We start from the raw sequence: 23,854 nt of genomic DNA, 5'->3' as shown, positions 1-23,854 counted from the left end.
AGGCGCCCGGCCTGTGATCCTCACGACCTGAGGTCGTCGTGGGTGGTAGGTCGGTGGGATGCAGCCAGGCACTTCACCGACGGTCACGGTCAGTCCCTTCCTCCGGACCGCCGCCGCGTACGCGTGGCGGCTGCTCGTCGTCGGCGTGCTCGTCTACAGCCTGTTCGCGGTGCTCGGACGGTTCCACGAGATCGGCGTGGCCCTCTTCCTCGGGCTCGTGATCACCGCGCTGCTCCGCCCGCTCGCCGATCTGGCGGCCAGAGGGCTGCCCCGGTCCGTCGCCGTCGCGCTCACCCTCCTCGGCAGCATCGCGCTCGTCCTGGGCGTGCTCGCGCTGGTCGGGGAGGCGGTGGCGGGGGAGCGGACGACCCTCGTGCGCGAGTTCCGGGTGGGGGTCGCCCGGATCGAGGACTGGCTGGAGCGGCCGCCGTTCCGGCTGAACCCGGGGGCGTTGAGCGATCTCCAGGCCAAGATCGGGGACTTCCTCTCCAGCCATCGCTCGACCCTGGTCAGTACGGCGGTGAGCGGCGCCCATCATGTGGTGGCTGTGCTGACGACACTGGCCCTCGCCGTGTTCTCCGCGGTGTTCTTCATCCACTCGGGCGACCGTCAGTGGGCCTGGTTCCAGAAGCAGCTGCCCGGGTCGGTCCGCGAGCGGGTGACGGTCGGCGGGCGCGCCGCCTGGCGGACCTTCACCGGCTACACCCACGGGATCGTCCTCGTGGCGGCGGTGAACGCGGTGCTCGTCGGGATCGCCCTGTGGCTCCTCGGCGTCCCCCTCGCGGTGCCGCTGGCACTGCTGGAGTTCGTGGCCGCGTTCGTGCCGCTGATCGGCTCGCCGATCGCCCTGGCGGTCGCCGCCGTGGTGGCGCTGGCCTCGCAGGGGCCCCTGGTGGCTGCGATCGTGATCGGTCTGATCGTGGTGATCGGTCAGATCGAGGGTCATCTCCTGCACCCGCTCGTCATGAGCTGGGCCGTCCGGCTCCACCCGCTGGTGGTCGCGATCTCGGTCATCGCCGGCTCGATCGCCGCGGGCATCGTGGGCGCCGTGGTGGCCGTTCCGCTGGTCTCGGTGGTCTGGTCGGCGCACACGGCGCTACGGGACGCCCGCGCGGCGAAGAGGGAGGTCGGGGCGGCATTGGAGGAGGGCGATGCGGCGACGCAGGAGACGGGTGACGCTGCGACGCCGGAGGAGGGTGGCGCGGCGCCGACGGATGACTGACGTTGCGCCGAGGCCGGGCGCCGGGGTCGGTGCGAGGCGCGGCGCGCGGGATGACGACCGGTCAGGATGCGGGCGTGGATGCCCACTTCGCCGAGCGACGACCGTACGCCCGTCTCGTCCTGACTCCGGGAGATGTGCGAGCGTCCCGCGCCGGGGAGTCGCGTCCCGTTTGTGGTGCGGGGTCTTGCGCGGGACTTCCGGTCTCTCTACTCTCCGGGCCAATGGTTAGGAATATTTCCTAACCATTGGCCATGGAGGGAAAGGGAGTTGTCATGCGTCGACGAAGCGTCTCGCTTCTCGGGCTCGCGGGTCTGCTGGCGTTGCCCCTGACGGTGCTGCCGCAGGCACAGGCGGCCGACAGCCTGGTGTCCACCGGAAAGGCGGTGACGGCCTCGTCCGTCGAGACCTCGGCCTTCGGGCCCGGCCTCGCGGTGGACGGCAGCGCGGCCACTCGCTGGGCGAGCCTCGAAGGGGTCGATCCGCAGTGGATCCGCATCGACCTCGGGGGCAACCACACGATCTCGCGCGTCAAGCTCAACTGGGAGGACGCGTACGGGAAGACGTACCGGATCCAGACCTCGGCCGACGGCTCGACCTGGTCCGACGTCTACTCCACCACCGCCGGTGACGGCGCGACCGACGACCTCACGGTCTCCGGCAGCGGCCGCTACGTCCGCATGTACGGGACCGGCCGCGGCACCGCGTACGGATACTCCCTCTGGGAGTTCGAGGTGTACGGCGCGCCCACCGGCACCGGAGGCGGCGGCAGCACGGCCGTCCCCTTCGGCAGCCACCTCAAGCCCTACGCCGCCGGCATGCTGAAGCCCTCCGGCTCCCAGGCGGCCCTCGACCAGAAGGTCGTCGACTACTACAACAGGTGGAAGTCCGCCTTCGTCCGACAGAACTGCGGCAACGGCTGGTACCAGATCATCTCGCCCGACGCCGACCACCCGTACGTCGCCGAGGCGCAGGGCTACGGCATGGTCGTCGCCGCTACCATGGCCGGCGCCGATCCCGACGCGAAGAAGATCTTCGACGGCCTCGTCAAGTGGAAGATCGACCACCCGTCCTCCATCAACCCCAACCTGCTCGCCGCCGAACAGGACGTCAACTGCCGCAGCGTCAACGGCGGTGACGGCGCCACCGACGGCGACATGGACGTGGCGTACGGCCTGCTCCTCGCCGACAAGCAGTGGGGCAGCACCGGCACGTACAACTACAAGGACCTCGCGCTCAAGCACATCGCCGCGATCAAGAAGGACGAGCTCAACCCGACGACCAAGCTCCTGAAGCTCGGCGACTGGAGCAGCTCCGGCGACCAGTACTACTACATATCCCGTACGTCCGACTGGATGGTCGACCACTTCCGCGCCTTCCGTACGGCCTCCGGTGACACGACCTGGGACGCCGTGCGCACCGCTCACCAGACCCAGATCGCGCGCCTTCAGTCGACGTACGCCTCAGGCACCGGGCTTCTCCCCGACTTCGTCGTCGACACCAACACCACGCCCAAGCCCGCCCCGGGCCAGGTCCTGGAGGACCCCAACGACGGCGCGTACTGGTGGAACGCCTGCCGCACCCCGTGGCGCATCGCCGACGACGCGGTGACCAGCGGCGACGCCACGTCGCTCGCGGCCGCCCGGAAGGTCAACAGCTGGATCAAGACGAAGACCGGCGGCGACCCGAACAAGATCGCCATCGGCTACAAGCTCAACGGCACCCAGATCTCGGCGGGCAGCGAGGCCGCCTTCTTCGCCCCGTTCACGGTGGCGGCGATGACCGACTCCGGCAGCCAGGCCTGGCTGGACGCCCTGTGGAACAAGATGCTGGCCACCCCGATCGACACCAGCAGCTACTTCTCCGCGAGCATCCAGCTCCAGGTCATGATCACGGCCTCAGGCAACCACTGGGTCCCGTAGCGGTACGGACAGCGCCTTGAGGCAGTCCGTCAGGGCCGCCGTGGTGGCGCCGAGCGGGAACCGCGCGGCGAGCTGCCCGTCGGGGCGCACGACGAAGCCGGTGGCGCCGTCGGGGAGATAGATCCGCGCGAACTCCCCGGCGGCGTCGCGGTACACCGGCGCGCCGACGGCGGGCGGAGCGTCGGGGTCGGTCTCCAGGGGGAGGACGACGACGACGTCGAGCGGCAGCCGGTCGCCGACGGCGGCCCGCGCCGCGTCGACCGCCCGCGTCAGGCCGGTGGAGCCGGCCCCGTACAGCACGGCCACGTGTCCCGGGCGGTCGCGCAGGACGTCGAGCAGCCGCAGCGGGTGGACGGCGATCGGTGTGGTCAGCCCGCCGCAGTCCGGGGCCAGGTCGCCGGGCTGCGGCGCCTCGACCGGCCCGTACGGGGAGCCCGCGAGCGGGCCGTCCCGGTAGCCGACGAGCAGTTGGGCCTCGCGGAGCAGCGTGGTCGTCAGGTCGTCCCGGTCGTTCTCCATGCCTCGGGTGGCGTGCCGCACGGTCCTGCCGACGACCTCCTCGCCCACCGGGCGGCGCTCGGCGTCGTAACTGCCGAGCAGCCCGGGCCCGGCCTCGCCCCGCACCACGAGGGCGAGCTTCCAGGCCAGGTTGGCGGCGTCCTGGATGCCGGTGTTCATCCCCTGGGCGCCGGTGGGCGGATGGATGTGGGCGGCGTCGCCCGCGACGAAGACCCGCCCCTGGCCGTAGCGGCCCACGATGCGGTGGCTGATGCGGAAGACCGACGACCAGCGCAGATCGGAGAGCCGGGCCGGGCCCGGGGCCAGCCGGTCGACGACGGCCTGGAGCTCGGACAGCCCGGGGCCGCGACCGCCCTGGAGACCGTGGGCGACACCGTCCGACGAGGAGGGGGCCCGGGGCGGCTGCCCGGCCGGCACCGGGTGCGCCGCAGCGTCCGGTTCGGCCGGTTCGGGCGGCACCTTCATCGACATCCGGTAACGGCCGTCACCGGGCAGCGGGATGCAGACGAGGACGTCGTCGAGGGACCCGTCGGCGGCACGGTGCTCGCAGCGGAGCGCGTACCCCCGGGGCAGGTCCCAGTCGGAGTCGGCCACGACGTCGCCGAGCATGTACGCCTCCGGGAAGGCACCGCCCTCGTACGACAGTCCCAGTGTCTTGCGGACGACGCTGTGGGCCCCGTCGCAGCCGATCAGATAGGGGACCCGCAGCTCCTCGACGGCTCCCGACGTGCCGCGCAGCAGCGCGGTGACCCCGTCCGGGTCCTGGACGAACGAGACGAGTTCGGTCCCGCGCTCGATGGACGTCCCCAGGCCCGCGACGTACTCCTCCAGGAGCCGCTCGGTCTCGTACTGCGGAAGCGCGGCGAAGCCGTACGGCACGTCGGGGGGCAACTCCAGCGCGATGCGCGCCGCTTCCGCTCCGTTGACGTACGTCAGTTGGCCGCGCATCGGGACGGCGGCCTCCAGGACGGCACGGACCAGGCCCATCCGGTCCCACAGCTCCAGGGTGCGCGGCTGGATCCCGACGGCCTTGGCGTACGGGAGTCTGGTCGGGAGCCGGTCGACGAGCCGACAGCGCACCCCGTGCCTGCGGAGCTCGGCGGCGGCACTCAGGCCGACGGGACCCGCGCCCACGATGAGTACGTCGGTGGTCGTGCCGGTGTGCGCCACGGGTGCCCTCCAGTGCCGGCCGGCCTCTCGCCAGGTTCGGTCCTCCATGGTCACTCGCGGCCGCCCGATCGGCGAGCCGTGTGGTCCGGACCGCGTACGCGCGCGCGTGGCGCGGCCGTGACGGCCGGTGGATCCCGCGCGCCGGCTCGCGTCGACCTGGGGTCGGCCCGAGGCGGTTCGGCCTCGCACAGGTCTTCACGCGGAGTTCGCCGGCGCGGGAACGGTCGTACTCCGGGCCGAACCGCACGGGCGGCGGAGAACCTGAGTCGACGCGCCCCGAAGCCGGGGCGGTGAGGGGCACCCGAACCGGGGTACGGGACCGGCACCCCTACGGCGCCGGCAGCAGCGATAGCGTGCCGGGCGGGAATCCCTCCGGGGGCGTAGGAAAGAGCGAGGATCTCATGGCACGGGAACAGTTCCGTCCGGCCGTCGTCTCCCACCCGGTGGGTCAGGTGGTCGGGGGCCGCGAGGACGTGCGCGACGACGGGTGGGCCGACGTCGAGTCGGTCATCCGGCTGGACGCGGAGATGTTCGGCCCCGAGGCGCTCGCCGGCCTGGACGCGTTCTCGCATCTGGAGGTCGTCTACCACTTCGACCGCGTACGAGCGGACGCCGTCGAGACCGGTGCCCGTCACCCGCGCGGCAACACCGAGTGGCCGCTGGTCGGGATCTTCGCCCAGCGGGGCAAGAACCGACCCAACCGGCTCGGGCTCTCCCGCTGCGTGCTGGTCCGCACGGACGGCCTGGACGTCCATGTGCGCGGCCTCGACGCCGTCGACGGCACACCGGTCCTCGACATCAAGCCGTACATGGCCGAGTTCGCCCCGCAGGGCCCGACCACCCAGCCGGCCTGGGCGGACGAGATCATGAGGCACTACTACTGAGCGGCCGAGGGGGCGGCGATCATGCGGCGCAGGGTGTTCGAGTAGCGCGACCCTCCGTGACCCTCCGCGGCACGACGACCGGGGAGCGTCGCGGGCGGGGCCGGCGTCCCGGCCCCCACGCGGCGGGCTTCAGTTCTCCACGACGCCCCGGACGACGCCCAGGTCCAGGAGGTCCGGCGGGCGCAGCCGGAGCCGGTCCGCCGTCGCGGCGGACTCCTCCGGCGGGCGCTTGAGGATCGACGCTGCCGCCTCGGGGGCGATCACCGAGAAGTAGCTGTCGGGCGTGGCCCAGAGGTGGTCGGGGGCCGCGAGGGCGAGGGCGCCGCCCGAGCCGCCCTCGCCGATGAGCAGCGAGGTGACAGGGACGCGCGCGGTGGCGACGGCGGCGAACAGGTCGGCGATCGCCGGGCCCGCTCCGGCGCGTTCCGCCTCCGGGTCGTTGGCCGCCCCCGGCGTGTCGATGAGGGTGAGGACCGGGATCCCCAGCCGGTCGGCGAGCCGTACCAGCCGGGCGGCCGTACGGAATCCGGCCGGGCGGGTCGCGGTCCCGCACTGCGCCGCGTACGCCACCGTGCGGCCGTCGGGGAGCTGCCCGAAGCCGCACCGCATCCCCGGGTCGACACCGCCGGCGCGGTCGCCCGAGACCTCCTCGCGGACGGAGAAGTACGCGTCGAGGTACGCGTCGGCCCGGGGCCGCTCCGGGTGCCGGGCCCGGGCCACCGCGTCCCGGCCGCTCGCGGCGGGCGGCGTGCCCGGGGCGCCGAGCGCGCGCGGCGGCGCCGCCGGCCCTTCGGCGGGACGCGTGAGCAGGGAGAGCCAGCGTCCGAGGGAGTCCCGGAGCGCGTCGGGGGCCACGATCGCGTCGATGTGGCCGTGCGCGAGCTGTGCCTCCGCGGTGTACGCGGCGGGGTCCGCGTCCGCCGGGCGGACCCGGGAACCGGCGAAGCCGACCTGGGCGCCGGGCAGCGCGAGCACCACATCGGATCCGGCGCCGAGCGTGGCCCAGCCGCCACCCGTCGTCGGGTCCCGCAGGACGGCGATCTGCGGCAGTCCGGCGGCGCGGGTGCGCGCCGACTCGCCCGCCAGGAGCTGGAGTTGGAGTAGCGCCCGCATGCCCTCGTGCATCCGGCTGCCGCCGGTCGCGGGCAGCACGACCACGGGCAGCCGTCGCGCGCGGGCCTCCGCGTGGGCCGCGGCGGCGCGCGCACCCGTCCGCTCCCCGAGGGAGCCGCCGAGGAACCCGAACTCGAAGGAGATCAGGACCGCCCGTACTCCGCCGATCCCACCGGTGCCGCAGATCACCGACTCGGTCTCGCCGGTACGGGCGGCGGCGCGCGCGTGCGCGGCGGAGTAGCCGGGCCAGCCCAGCGGCCCGTCGTCCGCCAAGGGGCCCTCCGCGAAGGGGAACTCGGTGAAGTCGTCGCCGGCGACGAGGGCGATCGCCTCGCGTGCCGTCGTCGGGTCGCTCATCCGGACCTCGCAGCTCGTCGACGGAGTGTGGGGGAGGGCCCGTCCGCCCCGCGGTGGCCGCGGGGGACCGGACCCGCCGGTGCACCGCCACGGTAGCGTCCGGCGGTGCGACGGCCCCGGCCCGCCCCCTCGGCCGCCCCCGTCTCGTCTCTCCGTCGCCGGGCCTGGGGACCTGGGGACCTGGGGGCCTGGGGGCCTGCGGACCTGGGGGCCGGCGTGGCCGAGTGCCTCCGTGCCCCTGCCGTCCCCGCCGGCCCGGTCGTCCGTCAGGCCAGGATGCCGCTGCCGTGCGGCGCGTACAGGTCGAGGAGCCGGACCCTGGTCACCTGGAGGCGGTGCGCCAGGATCGCGCCCACCCAGAACATGACCGAGGCTCCGAACTCCGCGTCCGAGCGGCACATCGAGCGCACGGCCGGGGCGTCGAACTCCTGCGCCCGGACGGGGGTCATCGCCTCCGCCCCCGACTGGCACAGATACGGCGGGAACAGCCACGACAGACCCACCAGCTCACCGTGGTGCAGGGTCTCGATCACCGGAGCCCCGCGCCCCGGCACCTTCGCGTCGAGCGTCACCGCGCCCGTCTTCACGATCCAGAACCGGTCGGCGTGCTGTTGCTCCTCGAACAGCCGGTGACCGGACTCGAAGTACACGTCCTCGGCGAAGGCCATCAGGCGTTCCCGGTGCTCGGTCGGCAACGTGCTGACCTTGGGTGCGGCACTGCTCATGGCGGACCCTCCTCGCGCACTCGGCTCCCACCCCCAGTGTCCGCCAGCCCGCCCCCACGCGCGCGTACGCGGGTTCGAGGCCTGCCGCGCCCCGCCCGTACGCCCCGGAGCGCCTGCCCGGGCCGGAGCACACGCACGTGCTCAGGCCTGACATGCGACCCCCCTGTCCCTCCCGTAGCGTGACGGCGGGGGTACGGGGCCGGGGGTACGGGGCGGGAGCAGGGGCGGGGTCCATGTCCTCACGCAGATCGGTACGGAACCCATGGCAGACAAGCCCGCGATCGTCCTCGTCCACGGCTTCTGGGGCGGTGCCGCCCACTGGTCCAAGGTGATCACCGAGCTCCACCGGCGAGGCCACGACCGGCTCCACGCCGTCGAGAACCCGCTCACCTCGCTCGCCGACGACGCGGAGCGCACGCGGAAGATGGTGCGGCAGGTCGACGGACCCGTCCTGCTCGTCGGCCACTCCTACGGCGGTGCCGTCATCACCGAGGCGGGCGACCTGCCGAACGTGACCGGCCTCGTCTACGTCGCCGCCTTCGCCCCGGACGCCGGCGAGAGTCCCGGCCAGATCAGCCAGGAGAAGCCGCCCGCCGCCTTCGAGAACATCGCCCCCGACTCCGACGGCTACCTCTGGATCAAGCAGGACGCGTTCCACGACAGCTTCGCCCAGGACCTCACCCAGGAAGAGGCCCTGGTCATGGCCGTCACGCAGAAGGCGCCGCTCGGCTCCACCTTCGGCGACGACGTCACCGTACCGGCCTGGCGGGCCAAGCCGACGTACTACCAGGTCTCCACCCAGGACCGCATGATCCACCCCGACAACGAGCGCCGCATGGCCGCGCGCATGAACCCGCGCAAGACCGTCGAGCTCGACGCGAGCCACGCCTCGCTCGCCTCCCGGCCCGTCGAGATCTGCGACCTGATCGAGCTGGCCGCCCGCGAGACCGCGTCCTGACCGCCTGATCGAGCCGGCCGTTTGCGAGACCGCCGCCACCGACCGACCGAGCCGGCCGTCAGCGACACGGGCTCCTGACCGAAGCCTGAGCGCCGTCCGGCGGCCCGGGCCCCACGTGACCCCCGGCCCGCGGGCCGGGGGTCACGTCCCGGCGTGCCCGCTCACCCTCCGTGCACCCCCTCCGGCGTGCGGGGGGCGGGTGGAGGGCGGAGCATGAACGTGAGAAGGAGCGGCGAGCGGGGGCGTGAGCCAGGAGGCTGACATGCCCGTCCCGGAAGGTGGCGTCCCGGAAGGAGGCGACGCGCTCGTCGTGCTGAGCGGGGTCGACAAGCACTTCGGCACCCTGCACGTCCTCCAGTCCATCGACCTCACGATCCACCGAGGCGAGGTCGTGGTCGTCATCGGGCCGTCGGGATCGGGCAAGTCGACGCTCTGCCGCGCGATCAACCGCCTGGAGACCATCGACAAGGGCGAGATCGTCGTCGACGGACGCCCCCTGCCCGCCGAAGGACGCGAACTCGCGGCCCTGCGCGCCGACGTGGGGATGGTCTTCCAGTCCTTCAACCTCTTCGCGCACAAGACGGTTCTCGACAACGTCACCCTGGGCCAGATCAAGGTCCGCAAGAAGGACCGGAAGGCGGCCGAGCAGCGCGCCCGTGCCCTGCTCGACCGGGTCGGGGTCGCCTCACAGGCGGAGAAGTACCCGGCCCAGCTCTCCGGCGGCCAGCAACAGCGCGTGGCGATCGCCCGCGCCCTCGCCATGGATCCGAAGGTGATGCTCTTCGACGAACCGACCTCCGCTCTCGACCCCGAGATGATCAACGAGGTCCTGGAGGTCATGCAGCAACTCGCCCGGGACGGCATGACGATGGTGGTCGTCACCCATGAGATGGGCTTCGCCCGATCCGCCGCCAACCGCGTCGTCTTCATGGCCGACGGCAGGATCGTCGAGGAGACGACCCCGGACGAGTTCTTCAGCAACCCGCGCAGCGACCGTGCCAAGGACTTCCTGTCCAAGATCCTCCACCACTGACACCGCGGAACCACCGACACCGTGGCACCGCACCACCGCACGACACGGCAGGGTCGCCGCCCGACCAGCAGCCCCCAGGGGTGATCCTCATGAACCCGACCAAGACCGGCAGGGCGACCGTCAGGACCGGCAGGGCCACCGTGGCCGTCGCCGCGGCCGTCGTCCTCTCCTTCACCTCCGCAGGATTCGCGAACGGCGCGACCGGCGCCGTGCCACGCGACCACGGCGGCGACGAGATCACCGTCGGCATCAAGTACGACCAGCCCGGCATCGGCCTGAAGACCCCCGACGGCACCTACACCGGCTTCGACGTCGACGTGGCCACGTACATCGCCAAGGAACTCGGCCACGACCCCTCCGACATCGTATGGAAGGAGGCCAAGAGCGCCGACCGGGAGACGCTGCTGCAGCGCGGCGACGTGGACTTCATCGCGGCCTCGTACTCGATCAACGACAAGCGGGCCGAGAAGGTCGACTTCGCCGGCCCCTACCTCCTCGCCCACCAGGACGTCCTGATCAGGGCCGACGACGACTCGATCAAGCAGCCGTCCGACCTCAACAACAAGAAGCTCTGCTCGGTCACCGGCTCGACCTCCGCGCAGAACGTCAAGGACAAGATCGCTCCCGACGCGCAACTCCAGGAGTTCGGCGGTTACTCGGAGTGTCTGACCGGTCTCGAGAACGGTGTCATCGACGCCGTCACCACCGACGACTCGATCCTCGCCGGATACGCCTCGCAGAGCGAGTTCAAGGACAAGTTCAAGCTCGGCGGCTTCAAGATGAGCAACGAGAACTACGGCATCGGCGTCCAGAAGGGCAGCGAGCTCAAGGCGAAGATCAACACTGCCCTGGAGAAGATGGTCGCCGACGGTTCCTGGGACGCGGCGGTGGAGAAGAACTTCGGCCCCGCGAACTACCAGAACGAACCCGCCCCCGAGATCGGCGTCATCGTGAAGTGAGCGGGCCGTCGTGTTCGACTTCCTCCAGGGGTACGACCTGCTCGGAGCCTTCTGGGTGACGGTGCAGCTCACCGTCTACTCGGCGATCGGCTCCCTCGTCTGGGGGACGCTGCTGGCGGCGATGCGCGTCAGCCCCGTCCCCCTCATGCGGGGCTTCGGCACCGTCTACATCAACGTCGTCCGCAACATCCCGCTCACCGTCATCATCGTCTTCACCTCGCTCGGTCTCTTCCAGACCCTCGGGGTGAGCATGGGCGCCGACCGGTTCACCACGATCAACTTCCGGCTCGCCGTCCTCGGTTTCATCGCCTACACCAGCGCCTTCGTCTGCGAGGCACTGCGCTCCGGCATCAACACCGTCCCCCTCGGACAGGTCGAGGCCGCCCGCGCCATCGGACTCAGCTTCCCCCAGGTCCTGCGCATCATCGTGCTCCCGCAGGCGTTCCGATCCGTCGTCGGCCCCCTCGCCAACGTCCTCATCGCCCTCACCAAGAACACCACCGTGGCCGCCGCCATCGGCGTCGCCGAAGCCGCCCTGCTGATGCGGGAGATGATCGAGAACGAGGCCCAGCTCATCCTCATATCCGCGATCTTCGCCGTCGGCTTCATCTGCCTGACCCTGCCCACCGGTCTGTTCCTCGGCTGGGTGGCCAAGAAGGTGGCGGTGAAACGGTGAAGACCAAGCCCACCGTCCTCTACGACGTCCCCGGCCCCCGCGCGCGGCGCCGCAACCTCCTCTGGACGCTGCTGTTCCTGCTCGCGCTCGCCGCCGTCGTGTGGTGGGTCGTGGCGAGCCTCGCCGACAAGAACCAGCTCGAATGGTCCAAGTGGGCCCCCTTCTTCACCGACGCGCGTGTCTGGGAGACGTACATCCTTCCCGCGCTCAAGAACACCGTGATCGCCGCCGCGCTCTCCATGGTGCTGGCCCTGCCCCTCGGCGCCCTCCTCGGCATCTCCCGCCTCTCCGACCACCGGGCCGTACGCGGCGCGGCGGGCACGGTCGTCGAGTTCTTCCGTGCCATCCCCGTCCTGATCCTCATGCTCTTCGCCAACGCGGTCTACTCCGAGTTCACCGACATCAGCCCGGAGACACGCCCGCTGTACGCCGTCGTCACCGGCCTCGTCCTCTACAACGCCTCCGTGCTCGCCGAGGTCGTCCGGGCCGGCATCCTCGCCCTCCCGGCGGGTCAGACCGACGCGGCGAAGGCCATCGGCATGCGCAAGGGCCAGACCATGACGTACGTGCTGCTCCCGCAGTCGGTCACGGCCATGCTGCCCGCGCTCGTCAGCCAGCTCGTCGTCATCGTCAAGGACACCGCGCTCGGCGGCGCGATGCTCGGCTTCTCCGAACTCCTCGCCTCCGTCCGCCCGATGAGCGCCAACTACGGAGCGAACACGATCGCCTGCTTCACCGTCGTCGCCGTGCTCTTCGTCATCCTCAACTTCGCGCTCACCACGTTCGCCTCCTGGCTCGAAGCCCGGCTGCGGCGCGGCAAGAGGTCCACGGGCGCGGTCGTCGGAGCGGACGCGGTGGAGGAACTCGCCACACCGGGCGAACACGCGGGCCCGACCGACGGGACCAGGTGATCCTCCGGACGGGAACGGGGGCACGCGCGCGGGTGTCCCCACGCGCGCGTGCCGCCGGTCAGGCCCGGGGAGGGGCGACAGCGACCCCGGTCAGGCCCCGGGGAGGGCGAGCAGCGCCACCGGCGCGGAGGTCGGACTCGGCGAACCACCGGCCGGTTCCACGGTGACCCCCACCCCCGACGCCCGGTTCACGGGGCCGTCGAGAAGGGTCGCCTCGGCCGTGGCACCCGGGTCCATCAGCCCCGCGGACCGCATCGCACCACCGTCGTCGTACCAGAGCTGATAGACCTTGCCGGCCGGTGGCGGCGCCATTCCGGAGGCGGCGAACACCGCCCGGTCGAGCGACGCGGAGACGATGACCGTGCCCACGGCGCCCCCGTCGAGCCGGCTCGTGGAGACCCGGGCGTCCGGGGCCGCCAGGACCTCGGCGACGGCGTCGTTCGCCGCGCGTGCCCGGGCCGTCTCCTGCCGGGCGTCCTCGGCGAGACCGTGCTGCCAGGAGGCGACCCCGCCGAGCCCGACCGCCCCGGCGAGACAGGCCGCAAGCGCCCAGCGCGACCACCGCTGGAAGCCGCGGGGCCCGCGCGAGCCCCGCGCCGCCTTCCGGGTCGCCGGCGGCTCCTGGCGTACGGTCCTGATCCGTTCCAGCACGCCCGCCCGCAGGGTGGCGGTCGGTGTCGCCGCGACGGCGAGACCGAGCCGGACGACGGTCTCGGAGAACTCCCGGACCTCCTGGGCGCACGACGGACACTCCGCCAGATGGCTCCGTACGGCCTCGTACTCCTCGGAATCCAGTGCGTCGAGCGCGTACGCGCCGGTCATCGTGTGCGGATCCACGGCGTTCACGCGCCCACCCCCAGACAGTCACGGAGCCGGATGAGGCCGTCGCGCATCCGCGCCTTGACGGTCCCCAGCGGCACGGCCAGCAGTTCCGCGACCTCGCGGTAGGTGAGGCCGCGGTAGTACGCCAGGGTCACCGACTGGCGCTGCAGCTCGGTGAGGCCCCGCAGACAGCGCCGGACCTGCTCGCGCTCCAGCCTGCTCTCCACCTGCTCCACCACCTCGTCGTAGGCGGCCGCGTGCTCCAGGCGCGCCGCCCGCTGCTCACGGTTCGACGCCGCCTGCTCGGAGCGCACCCGGTCGACGGCCCTGCGGTGCGCCAGCATCAGGACCCAGGTCATCACCGAGCCCCGTGCGGGCTGATAGCGGGCCGCGGTCCGCCACACCTCGACCAGCACCTCCTGGGCGACCTCCTCGGACTGGGCGGAGTCCCGCAGGACGGTGCGGACGAGGCCGAGCACCGGCCCGGACACGGCTTCGAAGACGGCCGCGAAGGCCTGCTGGTCGCCGAGCGCGACGCGCCCCATCAGCTCGGGAAGGTCCGGAGCCGCTGGTCGGACGTCTCCGATCCACACGTTCTCTGTCACCGGCGGGTTCCTCCAGGAATCAATCGAGTACGGGAGGTGTTCGGAGCCGACGGTCAGGCGGACGGGCCGTGTCGGAGACTTTCTCCGCACGGCTCCGCCGGTGGGGCGGGTCGGTCGATCCTCGTCACTCTTTCGGGTGCACGCAGGCATCCGGACGCGGGTGCGCACCGAATGCCTCGTGAGGGTCGCCGGCCGGTGGACCCGTATCCCCAGGAGTGATCATGAGCACCCAGACCTTCCGTCGCGCCACCGTCGCCGTGACCGCCGCCGTGCTGCTGCCGCTGGGCCTGACGGCCTGTTCGGCCGAGGCGAGCGGCGACGGAGCGGCGGCACCCGCGGCGGCCTCGTCGCAGTCGAGCGCGACCGCCACGCCGGCCGCCGGCCCCTTCGGCCCCGGATGCGCCTCGGTGCCGAAGGACGGCGCGGGCTCCTTCGACGGCATGGCCAAGGACCCGGTCGCCACGGCCGCCTCCAACAACCCCGAGCTGTCGACGCTGGTCACCGCCGTCAAGCAGGCGGGGCTCGTCGACACGCTGAACAACGCGGAGAACATCACGGTGTTCGCGCCGACCAATGCCGCCTTCGCCAAGATTCCGAAGGCCGACCTGGACAAGGTCCTCGCCGACAAGGCGATGCTGACGGACATCCTCACGTACCACGTCGTGGGCCAGAAGCTGGCGCCGAAGCAGTTGGAGAACGGCTCCTTCGAGACCCTCCAGAAGGGCAGGCTGACCACCCAGGGCTCCGGTGAGTCCTACACGGTCGACGAGTCCGCGAAGGTGGTCTGCGGCAACGTCCCCACGGCCAACGCCACGGTCTACATCATCGACACGGTGCTGATGCCTAAGTAGCGGAGGCGTTCTCCGCTGAGGCACCACCCTCCGGCCCCGTCGCGCCCCGGCTGAGTTCGCCCGGCCACCACGCGACGGGGCCGAGGTCCCGTACGAGCGCCGGCACGAGCAGCGAGCGGACGACGAGGGTGTCCAGGAGGACGCCGAACGCGACGATGAAGGCGATCTGGACCAGGAAGGCGAGCGGAATGACGCCCAGTGCCGCGAAGGTGGCGGCCAGCACCACACCGGCGGACGTGATGACGCCGCCGGTGGCGGTCAGTCCGCGCAGGACGCCCTCGCGGACCCCGTGCCGCAGCGACTCCTCCCGCACCCGGGACATCAGGAAGATGTTGTAGTCCACGCCGAGCGCGACCAGGAACACGAACCCGTAGAGCGGGACGGAGGAGTCCGTGCCGCTGAAGCCGAAGACGTTGCCGAAGACCAGGGCCGACACCCCGAGGGTGGCGAAGAAGTTCAGCGCCACCGTGGCCACGAGGAGCAGCGGCATCACGACCGAGCGGAGGAGGAGCACGAGGATGGCCAGGATGACGGCGAGCACCACCGGCACGATCAGCATCCGGTCGCGCTCGGCGGTCCGCTGGGTGTCGTACCGCTGCGCCGTGTACCCGCCGACGAGGGCGTCCGCCCCCGGCACCGCGTGCACGGACGTGCGGAGCCGGGCCACCGCCGCCTTGGCCGCGTCGCTGTCGGCGGCGTCGGTCAGGGTGACGTCGATCCGGACCCGTCCGTCGACGACCAGCGGCGCCCCGGCCCCCGGCCGGCCCGAGGCGGTGACGGCCGCGGCCGAGTCCACTCCCTCGACCCGTTCGGCGGCCGCGGTCACCCGGGCCGCCGCGTCCGCGTCGGCGATGACGATCGCCGGGTTGCCGGCCCCGCCGGGGAAGTGCCGTCCGAGTTGCTCCTGGGCGGCGACGGACGGGGCGTCGTTCACGAAGATCTCGTCGAGCGGAACCCCCTTGGACTCCAGGACCGGGGCGAAGGCGGCGCAGGCCAGCAGTCCGGCGAGCGTCGCGGCCCACACCTTGCGGGGAGCGCGGTCCACCAGCGCGGCCACGCGACGCCAGATCCCGTGACCGCCGCCCTCGGACTCGGACGGGCGGGGCCGGGAGGGCCAGTACGCGGCACGGCCGAGCAGGACCAGGACGGCGGGCAGGAACGTCAGCGTGCTCAGGACGGCGCAGACGATGCCGATGGCACCCACCGGACCGAGGGCGCGGTTGTTGGTCAGATCACTGAACAGCAGAGCCAGCAGGGCGAGGGCCACGGTGGCCGCGCTGGCCGTGATGGGACCGGCGGACTGGCGCAGCGCCGCGCGCATGGCGGGGACGCGCTCTCCGTCGAGCCTGGCGAGCTCCTCGCGGTAGCGGGCGGCGAGGAGCAGCGCGTAGTCGGTGGCGGCGCCGATGACCAGGATCGACAGGATGCCCTGGACCTGCCCGTCGACCCGGACGACGTCGTGGTCGGCGAGCACGTACACCACGGCGCACGCCAGGGCGAGCGCGAGCACCGCGCCGACGATGATGATCAGGGGCAGCAGCACGCTGCGGTACACGAGCAGCAGGATCAGCAGCACCGTGACCAGGGCGACCACGAGCAGAAGCCCGTCGATGCCGGCGAAGGCGTCCGACAGGTCGGCCTGGGTGGCGGCGGGACCGGCCAGCCACACGGTCGTCCCGGGCACCGCGGAGGCCGCCCGGTCGATCTCCGCGAGCGTGGGCGTGAGCTCCTCGCCGAGGTCGGGGCGGAGCTGTACGACTCCGCGCAGGGCCTTCCCGTCCTCGGAGGGGAGCGCCGGGGTCGGGGTACCGACGACACCGGGCTGCCCGGTGAGCGTGGCCAGCGCGCGTGTGGCGGCGGCGCGCGTCTCGGGGCCGATCGGTGCGTTGCCGGGTGCGGTCCAGACGACGAGTGCGGGGAGCGTCTCGTCCTGGCGGAAGGCCCGCTGGGCCTCGATCACCCGGGTGGACTCGGCGTTCTGGGGGAGGAAGGCGGCCTGGTCGTTGGTGGCGACCTCACCGAGCTTTCCCGCGTACGGGCCGAGCCCGCCGCCGACGGCGAGCCAGAGGACGAGCAGGACGAGGGGCAGCAGACGGGCGGCCCATCGTGTGGGGCGGGGCATGCGGACTCCAGGGCAGGGGTCTCTCGACACGGAGGAAGTGTCTCAAGGAGAAAGAATCTCAATGATTGAGAGAGATTGAAGCACGGAGAGGTCACGCGCGGCAGCAGGGGGTGCCCACGGCTCGCCGGGGGGAGGGTCAGCGGCGCGGGACGGGCAGGTCGCCGAGTTCCTCGTTCAACGCGTCCAGGAAGCGCACGGCCACAGCCAGCTCCTCCGCGTCGAACCGCAGCCGGGCCCGCTCCGCCGCCTGCGCCAACGGCATGAAGTAGCTGCGGGCGGCGGCCTTCGCCCCCTCCACGTAGTGCACATGGACGACCCTGCGGTCGGCGCTCTCCCGGGAGCGGCGGATGTGCCCGGCCCGTTCGAGCCGGTCGAGGCAGGCCGTGACCGCTCCGGAGGTCAGCCCCAGGTGCTCCCGCAGCCGGCCCGGCGTCAGCGGCTCCGGGCTGTCCAGGACGACCGAGAGCGCCTGCACGTCCGTGGGATGCAGTCCCTGCGCAAGCGCGAAACCATGGACCAGCCGGTTGATCTCACCGTTCGTCCGCCGCAGTGCGCGGGCGAAGCTCAGGGCATCACCCGGCACGCGCGCGGGCGGCGCGGTCCCACCGGTCTCGGGTTCCTCTGTACTGGCCACACGATCAGCCTATAGAAGCCCGCCGGTGCATCCGCGGCGGCCGCACCCCGGGAAGAGAACAGGTGGAGGCCGAAACCCCGGCCGGTGGGGGAGCGCGGCACCTGCACCGCCGGCGGACCTCCATCGAGGGAACGGAGCAGATCCATGAGCGACGCGTCAGGGCACGAGGCCCCGGGACCGCTGTGCCTGGTCACCGGCGCCAGCGGCTACATCGGCGGCCGCCTGGTCCCCGAACTCCTGGAGGCCGGGTTCCGGGTGCGGTGCCTGGCCCGTACCCCCGCGAAACTCCGCGACCACCCCTGGGCCGGAGAGGTGGAGACCGTCCAGGGCGACGTCACCGACGCCGAGACCCTCGTCCCCGCCTTCCGCGACGTCGATGTCGCGTACTACCTGGTGCACGCCCTGGGCGCCGGGCGCGGCTTCGAGCGAACCGACCGCACGGCGGCCGAGAACTTCGCCCGGCAGGCCCGAGCCGCCGGTGTCGGCCGCATCGTCTACCTCGGCGGCCTCACCCCGCACGGCGTGCCCGACCAGGAGCTCTCGCCGCACCTGCGTTCACGCGCCGAGGTGGGCCGCATCCTCCTGGAATCCGGGGTTCCCACCACCGTGCTCCGCGCCGCCGTCATCATCGGATCCGGCTCGGCCTCGTTCGAGATGCTCCGGTACCTCACCGAACGCCTGCCCGTGATGGTCACCCCCAGCTGGGTCCGCACCCGGATCCAGCCGATCGCCGTCCGGGACGTCCTGCGCTACCTGGTCGGCAGCGCGCGGATGCCCGCGGAGGTCAGCCGGACCTTCGACATCGGCGGCCCCGACGTCCTCACGTACCTCAGCATGATGCGCCGCTACGCCGCAGTCGCCGGACTGCCCCGGCGGCTCATCTTCCCCGTGCCGGTGCTCACCCCGCGGTTGTCCAGCCACTGGATCGGACTGGTCACCCCGGTGCCCTGGTCCATCGCCCGCCCGTTGGCGGAGTCGCTCCGTCACGAGGTCGTCTGCGACGAGCACGACATCGCCGACTGGGTGCCGGACCCGCCCGACGCCCCGCTCCCCTTCGACCGGGCTCTCGCTCTCGCCCTGCAACGGGTCCGCGAGGCGAGGACGACCACCCGCTGGTCCTCCGCGTCGCTGCCCGGCGCGCCGAGCGATCCGCTGCCCACCGACCCCGACTGGGCGGGCGGCAGCCTCTACACCGACGAGCGCGAACTCACCGTCGACGCGTCACCACAGGCGCTGTGGCGGGTCGTCGAGGGCGTCGGCGGGGAGAACGGCTGGTACTCCTTCCCGCTCGCCTGGGCCGTCCGCGGCTGGGTCGACCGGCTCGTCGGAGGCGTCGGTCTGCGCCGGGGCCGGCGCGACGCCCTGCACCTGAGAGCCGGCGACTCCCTGGACTTCTGGCGGGTGGAGGAGATCGAACGGGGCCGGCTGCTGCGGCTGCGCGCCGAGATGAGGCTCCCCGGCCTGGCCTGGCTGGAGATGTACGCCGAGCGCGACGGGAGCGGGACGACCCGCTACCGCCAGCGGGCCCTGTTCCACCCCCACGGACTGGCCGGTCACGCCTACTGGTGGAGCGTCGCGCCGTTCCACGCCGTGGTCTTCGGCGGCATGGCCCGCAACATCGCGCTGACGGCGCAGGCGAGCGAGGCGGCGGCCACCGCCGGCCCCTCGACGGGCTCCGACTCGTCACCCGCGTCGGACTCGTCACCCGTGTCGGACTCGGCACGCGCGTCCGGCCCGACGCCGGTACCGGGCTCGTCGTCCGCGTCCGGTTCGTCGTCCACCTCCGCCCCGTCGTCCACCTCCGCCCCGTCATCCCCCTCCGCCCCGTCATCCCCCTCCGGCTCGTCCGGTTCCGCCCCGTCGTCCGGCTCGTCCGGCTCCGCCCCGTCCCCCGCATCCGGCGCGCCGCCGCAGGGCGAATGACCTCCGCACGTCAGTACAGCGACCCACCGGACAGGCGTCTCGCCGAGCCGGTCGGTGACCCGATGCCAGGAGCGGTGCCATGAACGTCTCGGTCGTCCTGTTCACCTCGGACCTCCGCGTCCACGACCATCCCCCGCTGCGCGCCGCGCTGGGTCGGGGGAACGAGGTCGTCCCCCTGTTCGTACGGGATCCGGCCGTGGCCCGCGCGGGACACGCGGCGCCGAACAGGGACGCGTTCCTCGCGGATTGCCTCGCCGCCCTCGACGGCGGACTGCGCGAGCGCGGCGGCCGGCTCGTGGTGCGCTCGGGCGACCCCGTCGCCGAGGTGTGCGCGGTCGTGCGGGAGGCCGACGCCGACGACGTCCACATGGCGGCCGGCTGCAGCGGGTTCGCCCGGCGCCGCGAGGACCGGCTCCGCCGGGCCCTGGAGGCGGACGGGCGGCGCCTGTACGTCCACGACGCCGTCGTCACCGCGCTGCCCACGGGCGCCGTGACACCGGGCGGCTCGGACCACTACGCGGTCTTCACCCCCTACTTCCGCCGCTGGTCGCGCGAGCGGCTGCGCGAGCCGCTCGCGGCGCCGCGCGTGGTCCGGACGCCCGGGAGCGTCCGCTCCGAGGACCTGCCGGCCCGACCGGACGTGGGGACCGTCTCCGAGGGGCTCGCCGGGGGCGGTGAACAGGAGGGCCGCAAGCGGCTCACCGAATGGCTCGCACGCGGCGTCGACACGTACGAGGAAGGCCACGACGACCTCGCGGGCGACGCGACGTCCCGCCTCTCGCCGTACCTCCACTTCGGCGCCGTCTCGGCGGCCGAGGCGGTCCACCGGGCCCGGTCGCGCGGCGGGGCGGGCGCCGAGGCGTTCGTACGCCAGCTCTGCTGGCGCGACTTCCACCACCAGGTCCTCGCCGCACGCCCCGACGCCGCCGCCGACGACTACCGGACCCGTCACGACCGCTGGCGGCGCGGGAAGGAGGCGGACGCCGACCTCCGGGCGTGGCGTGAGGGCCGCACCGGCTACCCCGTCGTCGACGCCGCGATGCGGCAGCTCGCCCACGAGGGCTGGATGCACAACCGGGGGCGGCTCCTCACGGCCTCCTTCCTGACCAAGACCCTGTACATCGACTGGCGCGAGGGAGCGCGGCACTTCCTGGACCTGCTGGTCGACGGCGACGTCGCCAACAACCAGCTCAACTGGCAGTGGATGGCCGGCACAGGCACCGACAGCCGCCCCAACCGGGTGCTCAACCCGGTGATCCAGGGCAAGCGGTACGACCCGGACGGCGCGTACGTACGGCGATGGGTGCCGGAGCTCGCCGGAATCGAAGGCCCCGCGGTCCACGAGCCGTGGAAGCTGCCCGGACTCGACCGGGCCCGATACGACTACCCGGACCCCGTCGTCGACCTCGCCGACGGTCTCGCCCGCTTCCGGCAGGCCCGGGGCCAGGACTGAGCGGGCCCGGGACGGGACCGGCCGGTGGGGTCCGGCACCGGACCGTGTGACGTATCCAGGTCCGGCACCGGACCGCGTGATGGATCCAGGTCCGGCACCGGACCGCGTGATGGATCCAGGTCCGCACCGGACCGCGTGATGGATCCAGCTCCGCGCCGGACCGCGTGACGGATCCAGGACCGGGACCGCGAGACGGATCCAGGTCCGCACGGGGAGGCGTCCGCTCAGGAGTCTCCCGGAGCGGCCGTGGCCCCCTCGCCGTCCCGTGCGGCGGCGCACAGACCGTGCAGCAGCGACAGGGCCTCCCGCAGACCCGCGGGGCGTACCGTCCCCGGCCCGGGCGTCCGGCCCGCCCAGCCCGGACCCGCGAGGAGTACCGCCGTCCGGGACCGGGCCCCCCTGACGCCCCACGAGGTGTCGGCGACATGGCGGGCGAGCGGGTGGTCCGCCGTCGAACGTGCCTGCGCCCACAGCGCGACCGCGGCGGGCCCCGTCCTGCGGACCGCCTGGTCGAGCGCCTCCGGCGGCACGGCCGCCCCGAACATCAGGGTGGGGATCCCGAGCTCGGCCAGTCCCGCGGCGAGCGCCTCCAGCGGGAGGGTGTGCTGCTCGTGCGGCACACAGGCGAGCAGGACCGGAGGAGTGCCCGCCTCCGAGATCCCGGCACGGCCCGCCGGACCGACCCGGCGCAGCGCCGTCGAGACGTGCCAGGACAGCAGGTGCTCCACCTCGACGTAGCGGTCCTCCGAGGTCTCCCACTTGCGGCCCACGGCATGCAGGGCGGGCGCCAGCACCTCCTCCCAGGCGGTGACCAGACCGTGCCGAGCGATCGCGGCGTCCAGCAGCTCGTCCATGGCCGCCGAGTCCAGCCTGACGGCCGCGCGGCCCAGGCCCCGCAGCTCCCTGCGCACGTCGCCGAGGACCGGTCCGCGGGCGGCGGACGGGGCCGGCGCCTCCCCGGGCGCGGGGACGGGCGCGGCCGGTACGGCTCCGGCCCGGGCCGCCCGGGCCGCTTCCGCCGGAGGAACCCCGGACGCCGTCAGCCGGCACATCTCCTGGAGGACGGCGATGTCGCCCGGGCTCCACCGCCGGTGCCGGCCGCTCTCATGGGTGGCGGGGCCGATGCCGTAGCGCCGGTCCCAGGAGCGCAGGGTGGTGGGCGCGACACCCAGGCGGCGCGCGACCGCGCCGCTGGTGAGCCCCGGCGAGGGTTCGGTCATGGGGCCCACGATACGACGCACGACCGTTGCGAAGGGTGGGGGCCTCCGGGCCGGGACGGAGCCGTGGTGCCCGTCAGGGAGTTCCGTACTCCGAACGGCGGCCGGGCACCGGAACCCGATCGCCGTCCACCTTCCAGGTGAATCGGCCCATCCTCGGCGCCGTCGATGCCGAATGAGGAGCATGACCCTCTCCGAGCCCCCGGGCGAGCCCACCCGCACGGACCGACTCCTCGCGGCCGTCGGCGGCCTGATCGCCGGCTACGTCTCCCTCGCCGTCGCGGACCTCGCCGCCTTCTGGGTGCGGCCCGAGGCGAGCCCGGTGACCGCCGTCGGCGGCGCCGTCGTCGACCGGACACCGGCGGCCGTCAAGGAATGGGCGATCCGTGAGTTCGGCGAGAGCGACAAGGCCGTTCTCCAGCTCGGCATCCTGGTCGTCCTCGGGGTCCTCGCCGTCGGCATCGGGCTCCTCGCGCTGCGTCACCGGCTGCTCGGCTCGGCGCTGGTCGGCGCGTTCGGCGTCCTCGGGGCCCTGGCGGCCGTCACACGGCCCGACTCGAGCTCCGCGCTCGACGCCGTGCCCTCGCTGGTGGGCGGCGCCGTCGGCGCGGCCCTGCTGTACGCCCTGACCGGCATCCTCACCCGGCGAGCCGGGACGGGACCCGCGGCCGCCCGGGCCGACCGCAGGACCTTCCTGGTCGTCGCCGCCTCCGCCGGTCTCGCCGCGACCGGCGCGGCCGCCCTCGCCAGGGCGGTCGGCAGCCCCGTCGAGGAGAACGCCGCCGCCTCCCGTGCGGCCCTGCGCCTGCCCCGACCGGCGTCCCCCGCACCCCCCGTGCCCGCCGGAGCCCAGCTCCGGGTCCCCGGCATCAGCCCCTTCGTCACCCCGAACCGCGACTTCTACCGCGTCGACACCGCGCTCGTCGTCCCCCGGGTCGACGCCGACGACTGGCGGCTGCGCGTCCACGGCACGGGCGTCCGCGAGGAACTCACCGTCACCCTGCCGGAGCTCATGACCCGGCGGATCGTGGAGCGGGACATCACCCTCGCCTGCGTCTCGAACGAGGTCGGCGGCCCGTACGTCGGCAACGCCCGCTGGCTCGGGGTGTCCCTCGCCGACCTCCTGCGCGAGGCAGGCGTCCGGCCGCCCTCCCAGGGCGGCCCCGCCGACCAGCTGGTGGCCCGCTCCGTCGACGGCATGACCATCGGCACCCCGGTCGAGCAGGTCATGGACGGCCGCGACGCCCTCCTCGCCTTCGGCATGAACGGCGAACCCCTGCCCTTCACCCACGGCTTCCCCGTCCGCATGGTCGTCCCCGGCCTCTACGGGTACGTCTCCGCCTGCAAGTGGATCGAGTCGATCGAACTCACCACCTTCGCCGCCTACGACGCCTACTGGGTCCCGCGCGGCTGGGCCGCCCAGGCACCCGTCAAGACCCAGTCCCGCATCGACACCCCCCGCGCCTTCGCCCGGCCCGCCGCCGGCACCGTCATGGTCGCCGGGGTCGCCTGGGCCCAGCACCGGGGCATCCGCAGGGTCGAGGTGCGGATCGACGAAGGCCCCTGGCAGGAGGCCCGGCTCGCCGCCGAGGACAGCAGTGACACCTGGAGGCAGTGGCTGTACCCGTGGCAGGCGACCCCGGGCCGCCACACCCTCACCGTCCGCGCCACCGACGGCACCGGCGCCACCCAGCCCGAGGAGCGCACCGACACCATGCCCGACGGGGCCCAGGGCTGGCACTCGGTCGTGGTGACGGTCGAAGGGGGGTAGCCGCCAGGTC

The 23,854-nt window shown here is 73.0% G+C and carries 20 protein-coding genes; 12 read left to right on the top strand and 8 right to left on the bottom strand.

Annotation, left to right across the window (positions count from 1 at the left end):
* Nucleotides 1–58 precede the first annotated feature (58 nt).
* Both ACZ4XX_RS01025 and ACZ4XX_RS01020 read left to right on the top strand, forming a co-directional pair.
* Nucleotides 59–1,222 carry an AI-2E family transporter gene (locus ACZ4XX_RS01025; protein ID WP_468505881.1) on the top strand — a complete coding sequence of 388 codons (1,164 nt, stop codon included), beginning with the start codon at nucleotides 59–61 and terminating at the stop codon, nucleotides 1,220–1,222.
* Between the two features lie 272 nt (nucleotides 1,223–1,494).
* Nucleotides 1,495–3,141, top strand: a complete 1,647-nt coding sequence (locus tag ACZ4XX_RS01020; RefSeq protein WP_468505880.1) for a glycosyl hydrolase family 8 — start codon at nucleotides 1,495–1,497, stop codon at nucleotides 3,139–3,141.
* Here the strand turns inward: ACZ4XX_RS01020 and ACZ4XX_RS01015 are convergent.
* Nucleotides 3,118–4,830, bottom strand: a complete 1,713-nt coding sequence (locus ACZ4XX_RS01015; protein WP_468505879.1) for an FAD-dependent monooxygenase — start codon at nucleotides 4,828–4,830, stop codon at nucleotides 3,118–3,120. The genes ACZ4XX_RS01020 and ACZ4XX_RS01015 overlap by 24 nt on opposite strands.
* Before the next feature lie 401 nt (nucleotides 4,831–5,231).
* On the opposite strand from ACZ4XX_RS01015, the gene ACZ4XX_RS01010 reads away from it, so the two are divergent.
* Nucleotides 5,232–5,714 (top strand): SAM-dependent methyltransferase, encoded by a 483-nt coding sequence (locus ACZ4XX_RS01010; RefSeq protein WP_468505878.1) that lies wholly within the window; start codon nucleotides 5,232–5,234, stop codon nucleotides 5,712–5,714.
* A gap of 129 nt (nucleotides 5,715–5,843) precedes the next feature.
* Here ACZ4XX_RS01010 and ACZ4XX_RS01005 read toward each other — a convergent pair whose 3' ends face one another.
* Both ACZ4XX_RS01005 and ACZ4XX_RS01000 read right to left on the bottom strand, forming a co-directional pair.
* Nucleotides 5,844–7,184: a carboxyl transferase domain-containing protein gene (locus tag ACZ4XX_RS01005; RefSeq protein WP_468505877.1), complete on the bottom strand. Its 1,341-nt coding sequence runs from the start codon at nucleotides 7,182–7,184 to the stop codon at nucleotides 5,844–5,846.
* A 266-nt stretch (nucleotides 7,185–7,450) separates the two neighbouring features.
* Nucleotides 7,451–7,909, bottom strand: coding sequence for a Crp/Fnr family transcriptional regulator (locus tag ACZ4XX_RS01000; protein ID WP_468505876.1), 459 nt, complete (start codon nucleotides 7,907–7,909; stop codon nucleotides 7,451–7,453).
* 262 nt (nucleotides 7,910–8,171) lie between these two features.
* Between ACZ4XX_RS01000 and ACZ4XX_RS00995 the strand changes: the two genes are divergently transcribed.
* The 5 genes from ACZ4XX_RS00995 (at nucleotide 8,172) to ACZ4XX_RS00975 (ending at nucleotide 12,446) form a co-directional block, all read left to right on the top strand.
* The gene (locus ACZ4XX_RS00995) at nucleotides 8,172–8,867 is read left to right on the top strand and encodes an alpha/beta hydrolase (RefSeq protein ID WP_468505875.1); all 696 of its coding nucleotides are present in this window, start codon (nucleotides 8,172–8,174) and stop codon (nucleotides 8,865–8,867) included.
* A 262-nt stretch (nucleotides 8,868–9,129) separates the two neighbouring features.
* Nucleotides 9,130–9,900 carry an amino acid ABC transporter ATP-binding protein gene (locus ACZ4XX_RS00990; protein WP_468505874.1) on the top strand — a complete coding sequence of 257 codons (771 nt, stop codon included), beginning with the start codon at nucleotides 9,130–9,132 and terminating at the stop codon, nucleotides 9,898–9,900.
* An 89-nt stretch (nucleotides 9,901–9,989) separates the two neighbouring features.
* Nucleotides 9,990–10,859 carry a glutamate ABC transporter substrate-binding protein gene (locus ACZ4XX_RS00985; protein WP_468505873.1) on the top strand — a complete coding sequence of 290 codons (870 nt, stop codon included), beginning with the start codon at nucleotides 9,990–9,992 and terminating at the stop codon, nucleotides 10,857–10,859.
* Nucleotides 10,860–10,869: 10 nt separating this feature from the next.
* Nucleotides 10,870–11,535, top strand: a complete 666-nt coding sequence (locus tag ACZ4XX_RS00980; RefSeq protein ID WP_468505872.1) for an amino acid ABC transporter permease — start codon at nucleotides 10,870–10,872, stop codon at nucleotides 11,533–11,535.
* Nucleotides 11,532–12,446: an amino acid ABC transporter permease gene (locus tag ACZ4XX_RS00975; protein ID WP_468505871.1), complete on the top strand. Its 915-nt coding sequence runs from the start codon at nucleotides 11,532–11,534 to the stop codon at nucleotides 12,444–12,446. Before ACZ4XX_RS00980 ends, ACZ4XX_RS00975 begins: the two co-directional genes overlap by 4 nt.
* 90 nt (nucleotides 12,447–12,536) lie before the next feature.
* Here ACZ4XX_RS00975 and ACZ4XX_RS00970 read toward each other — a convergent pair whose 3' ends face one another.
* Complete coding sequence (locus ACZ4XX_RS00970; RefSeq protein ID WP_468505870.1) at nucleotides 12,537–13,292, bottom strand: anti-sigma factor; 756 nt, start codon at nucleotides 13,290–13,292, stop codon at nucleotides 12,537–12,539.
* Nucleotides 13,289–13,873, bottom strand: a complete 585-nt coding sequence (locus tag ACZ4XX_RS00965; RefSeq protein ID WP_468505869.1) for a sigma-70 family RNA polymerase sigma factor — start codon at nucleotides 13,871–13,873, stop codon at nucleotides 13,289–13,291. Before ACZ4XX_RS00965 ends, ACZ4XX_RS00970 begins: the two co-directional genes overlap by 4 nt.
* 221 nt (nucleotides 13,874–14,094) lie before the next feature.
* Here ACZ4XX_RS00965 and ACZ4XX_RS00960 point away from each other — a divergent pair, with 221 nt between their 5' ends.
* On the top strand, nucleotides 14,095–14,724 hold the full coding sequence (locus tag ACZ4XX_RS00960; RefSeq protein WP_468505868.1) for a fasciclin domain-containing protein: 630 nt from the start codon (nucleotides 14,095–14,097) through the stop codon (nucleotides 14,722–14,724).
* Here ACZ4XX_RS00960 and ACZ4XX_RS00955 read toward each other — a convergent pair.
* Both ACZ4XX_RS00955 and ACZ4XX_RS00950 read right to left on the bottom strand, forming a co-directional pair.
* The gene (locus ACZ4XX_RS00955) at nucleotides 14,717–16,846 is read right to left on the bottom strand and encodes an MMPL family transporter (protein WP_468505867.1); all 2,130 of its coding nucleotides are present in this window, start codon (nucleotides 16,844–16,846) and stop codon (nucleotides 14,717–14,719) included. The genes ACZ4XX_RS00960 and ACZ4XX_RS00955 overlap by 8 nt on opposite strands.
* Nucleotides 16,847–16,982: 136 nt before the next feature.
* On the bottom strand, nucleotides 16,983–17,480 hold the full coding sequence (locus tag ACZ4XX_RS00950) for a MarR family winged helix-turn-helix transcriptional regulator (RefSeq protein WP_468505866.1): 498 nt from the start codon (nucleotides 17,478–17,480) through the stop codon (nucleotides 16,983–16,985).
* Nucleotides 17,481–17,624: 144 nt separating this feature from the next.
* Here ACZ4XX_RS00950 and ACZ4XX_RS00945 point away from each other — a divergent pair, with 144 nt between their 5' ends.
* Both ACZ4XX_RS00945 and ACZ4XX_RS00940 read left to right on the top strand, forming a co-directional pair.
* Nucleotides 17,625–19,403 (top strand): SDR family oxidoreductase, encoded by a 1,779-nt coding sequence (locus ACZ4XX_RS00945; RefSeq protein WP_468505865.1) that lies wholly within the window; start codon nucleotides 17,625–17,627, stop codon nucleotides 19,401–19,403.
* A 79-nt stretch (nucleotides 19,404–19,482) separates the two neighbouring features.
* Entirely contained in the window at nucleotides 19,483–20,856 is a 1,374-nt protein-coding gene (locus ACZ4XX_RS00940) for a cryptochrome/photolyase family protein (RefSeq protein WP_468505864.1), read from the top strand.
* Between the two features lie 224 nt (nucleotides 20,857–21,080).
* Here ACZ4XX_RS00940 and ACZ4XX_RS00935 read toward each other — a convergent pair whose 3' ends face one another.
* The gene (locus tag ACZ4XX_RS00935) at nucleotides 21,081–22,076 is read right to left on the bottom strand and encodes a MerR family transcriptional regulator (RefSeq protein WP_468505863.1); all 996 of its coding nucleotides are present in this window, start codon (nucleotides 22,074–22,076) and stop codon (nucleotides 21,081–21,083) included.
* A gap of 181 nt (nucleotides 22,077–22,257) precedes the next feature.
* Between ACZ4XX_RS00935 and ACZ4XX_RS00930 the strand changes: the two genes are divergently transcribed.
* Nucleotides 22,258–23,844 (top strand): molybdopterin-dependent oxidoreductase, encoded by a 1,587-nt coding sequence (locus tag ACZ4XX_RS00930; protein ID WP_468505862.1) that lies wholly within the window; start codon nucleotides 22,258–22,260, stop codon nucleotides 23,842–23,844.
* Nucleotides 23,845–23,854: the final 10 nt, after the last annotated feature.

It is taken from the genome of Streptomyces sp. NPDC029956, from assembly GCF_055574655.1.
The sequence above is the reverse complement of the archived record's forward strand: the minus strand, read 5'-3'. Positions and strand labels throughout refer to the sequence as shown.

Excerpts from the sequence above, each read along its gene's own strand:
- ACZ4XX_RS01025 (WP_468505881.1), top strand. The coding sequence starts at position 59 with ATGCAGCCAGGCACTTCACCGACGGTCACGGTCAGTCCCTTCCTCCGG.
- ACZ4XX_RS01020 (WP_468505880.1), top strand. The coding sequence starts at position 1,495 with ATGCGTCGACGAAGCGTCTCGCTTCTCGGGCTCGCGGGTCTGCTGGCG.
- ACZ4XX_RS01010 (WP_468505878.1), top strand. The coding sequence starts at position 5,232 with ATGGCACGGGAACAGTTCCGTCCGGCCGTCGTCTCCCACCCGGTGGGT.
- ACZ4XX_RS01005 (WP_468505877.1), bottom strand. The coding sequence starts at position 7,184 with ATGAGCGACCCGACGACGGCACGCGAGGCGATCGCCCTCGTCGCCGGC.
- ACZ4XX_RS01000 (WP_468505876.1), bottom strand. The coding sequence starts at position 7,909 with ATGAGCAGTGCCGCACCCAAGGTCAGCACGTTGCCGACCGAGCACCGG.
- ACZ4XX_RS00995 (WP_468505875.1), top strand. The coding sequence starts at position 8,172 with ATGGCAGACAAGCCCGCGATCGTCCTCGTCCACGGCTTCTGGGGCGGT.
- ACZ4XX_RS00990 (WP_468505874.1), top strand. The coding sequence starts at position 9,130 with ATGCCCGTCCCGGAAGGTGGCGTCCCGGAAGGAGGCGACGCGCTCGTC.
- ACZ4XX_RS00985 (WP_468505873.1), top strand. The coding sequence starts at position 9,990 with ATGAACCCGACCAAGACCGGCAGGGCGACCGTCAGGACCGGCAGGGCC.
- ACZ4XX_RS00960 (WP_468505868.1), top strand. The coding sequence starts at position 14,095 with ATGAGCACCCAGACCTTCCGTCGCGCCACCGTCGCCGTGACCGCCGCC.
- ACZ4XX_RS00955 (WP_468505867.1), bottom strand. The coding sequence starts at position 16,846 with ATGCCCCGCCCCACACGATGGGCCGCCCGTCTGCTGCCCCTCGTCCTG.
- ACZ4XX_RS00945 (WP_468505865.1), top strand. The coding sequence starts at position 17,625 with ATGAGCGACGCGTCAGGGCACGAGGCCCCGGGACCGCTGTGCCTGGTC.
- ACZ4XX_RS00940 (WP_468505864.1), top strand. The coding sequence starts at position 19,483 with ATGAACGTCTCGGTCGTCCTGTTCACCTCGGACCTCCGCGTCCACGAC.
- ACZ4XX_RS00935 (WP_468505863.1), bottom strand. The coding sequence starts at position 22,076 with ATGACCGAACCCTCGCCGGGGCTCACCAGCGGCGCGGTCGCGCGCCGC.
- ACZ4XX_RS00930 (WP_468505862.1), top strand. The coding sequence starts at position 22,258 with ATGACCCTCTCCGAGCCCCCGGGCGAGCCCACCCGCACGGACCGACTC.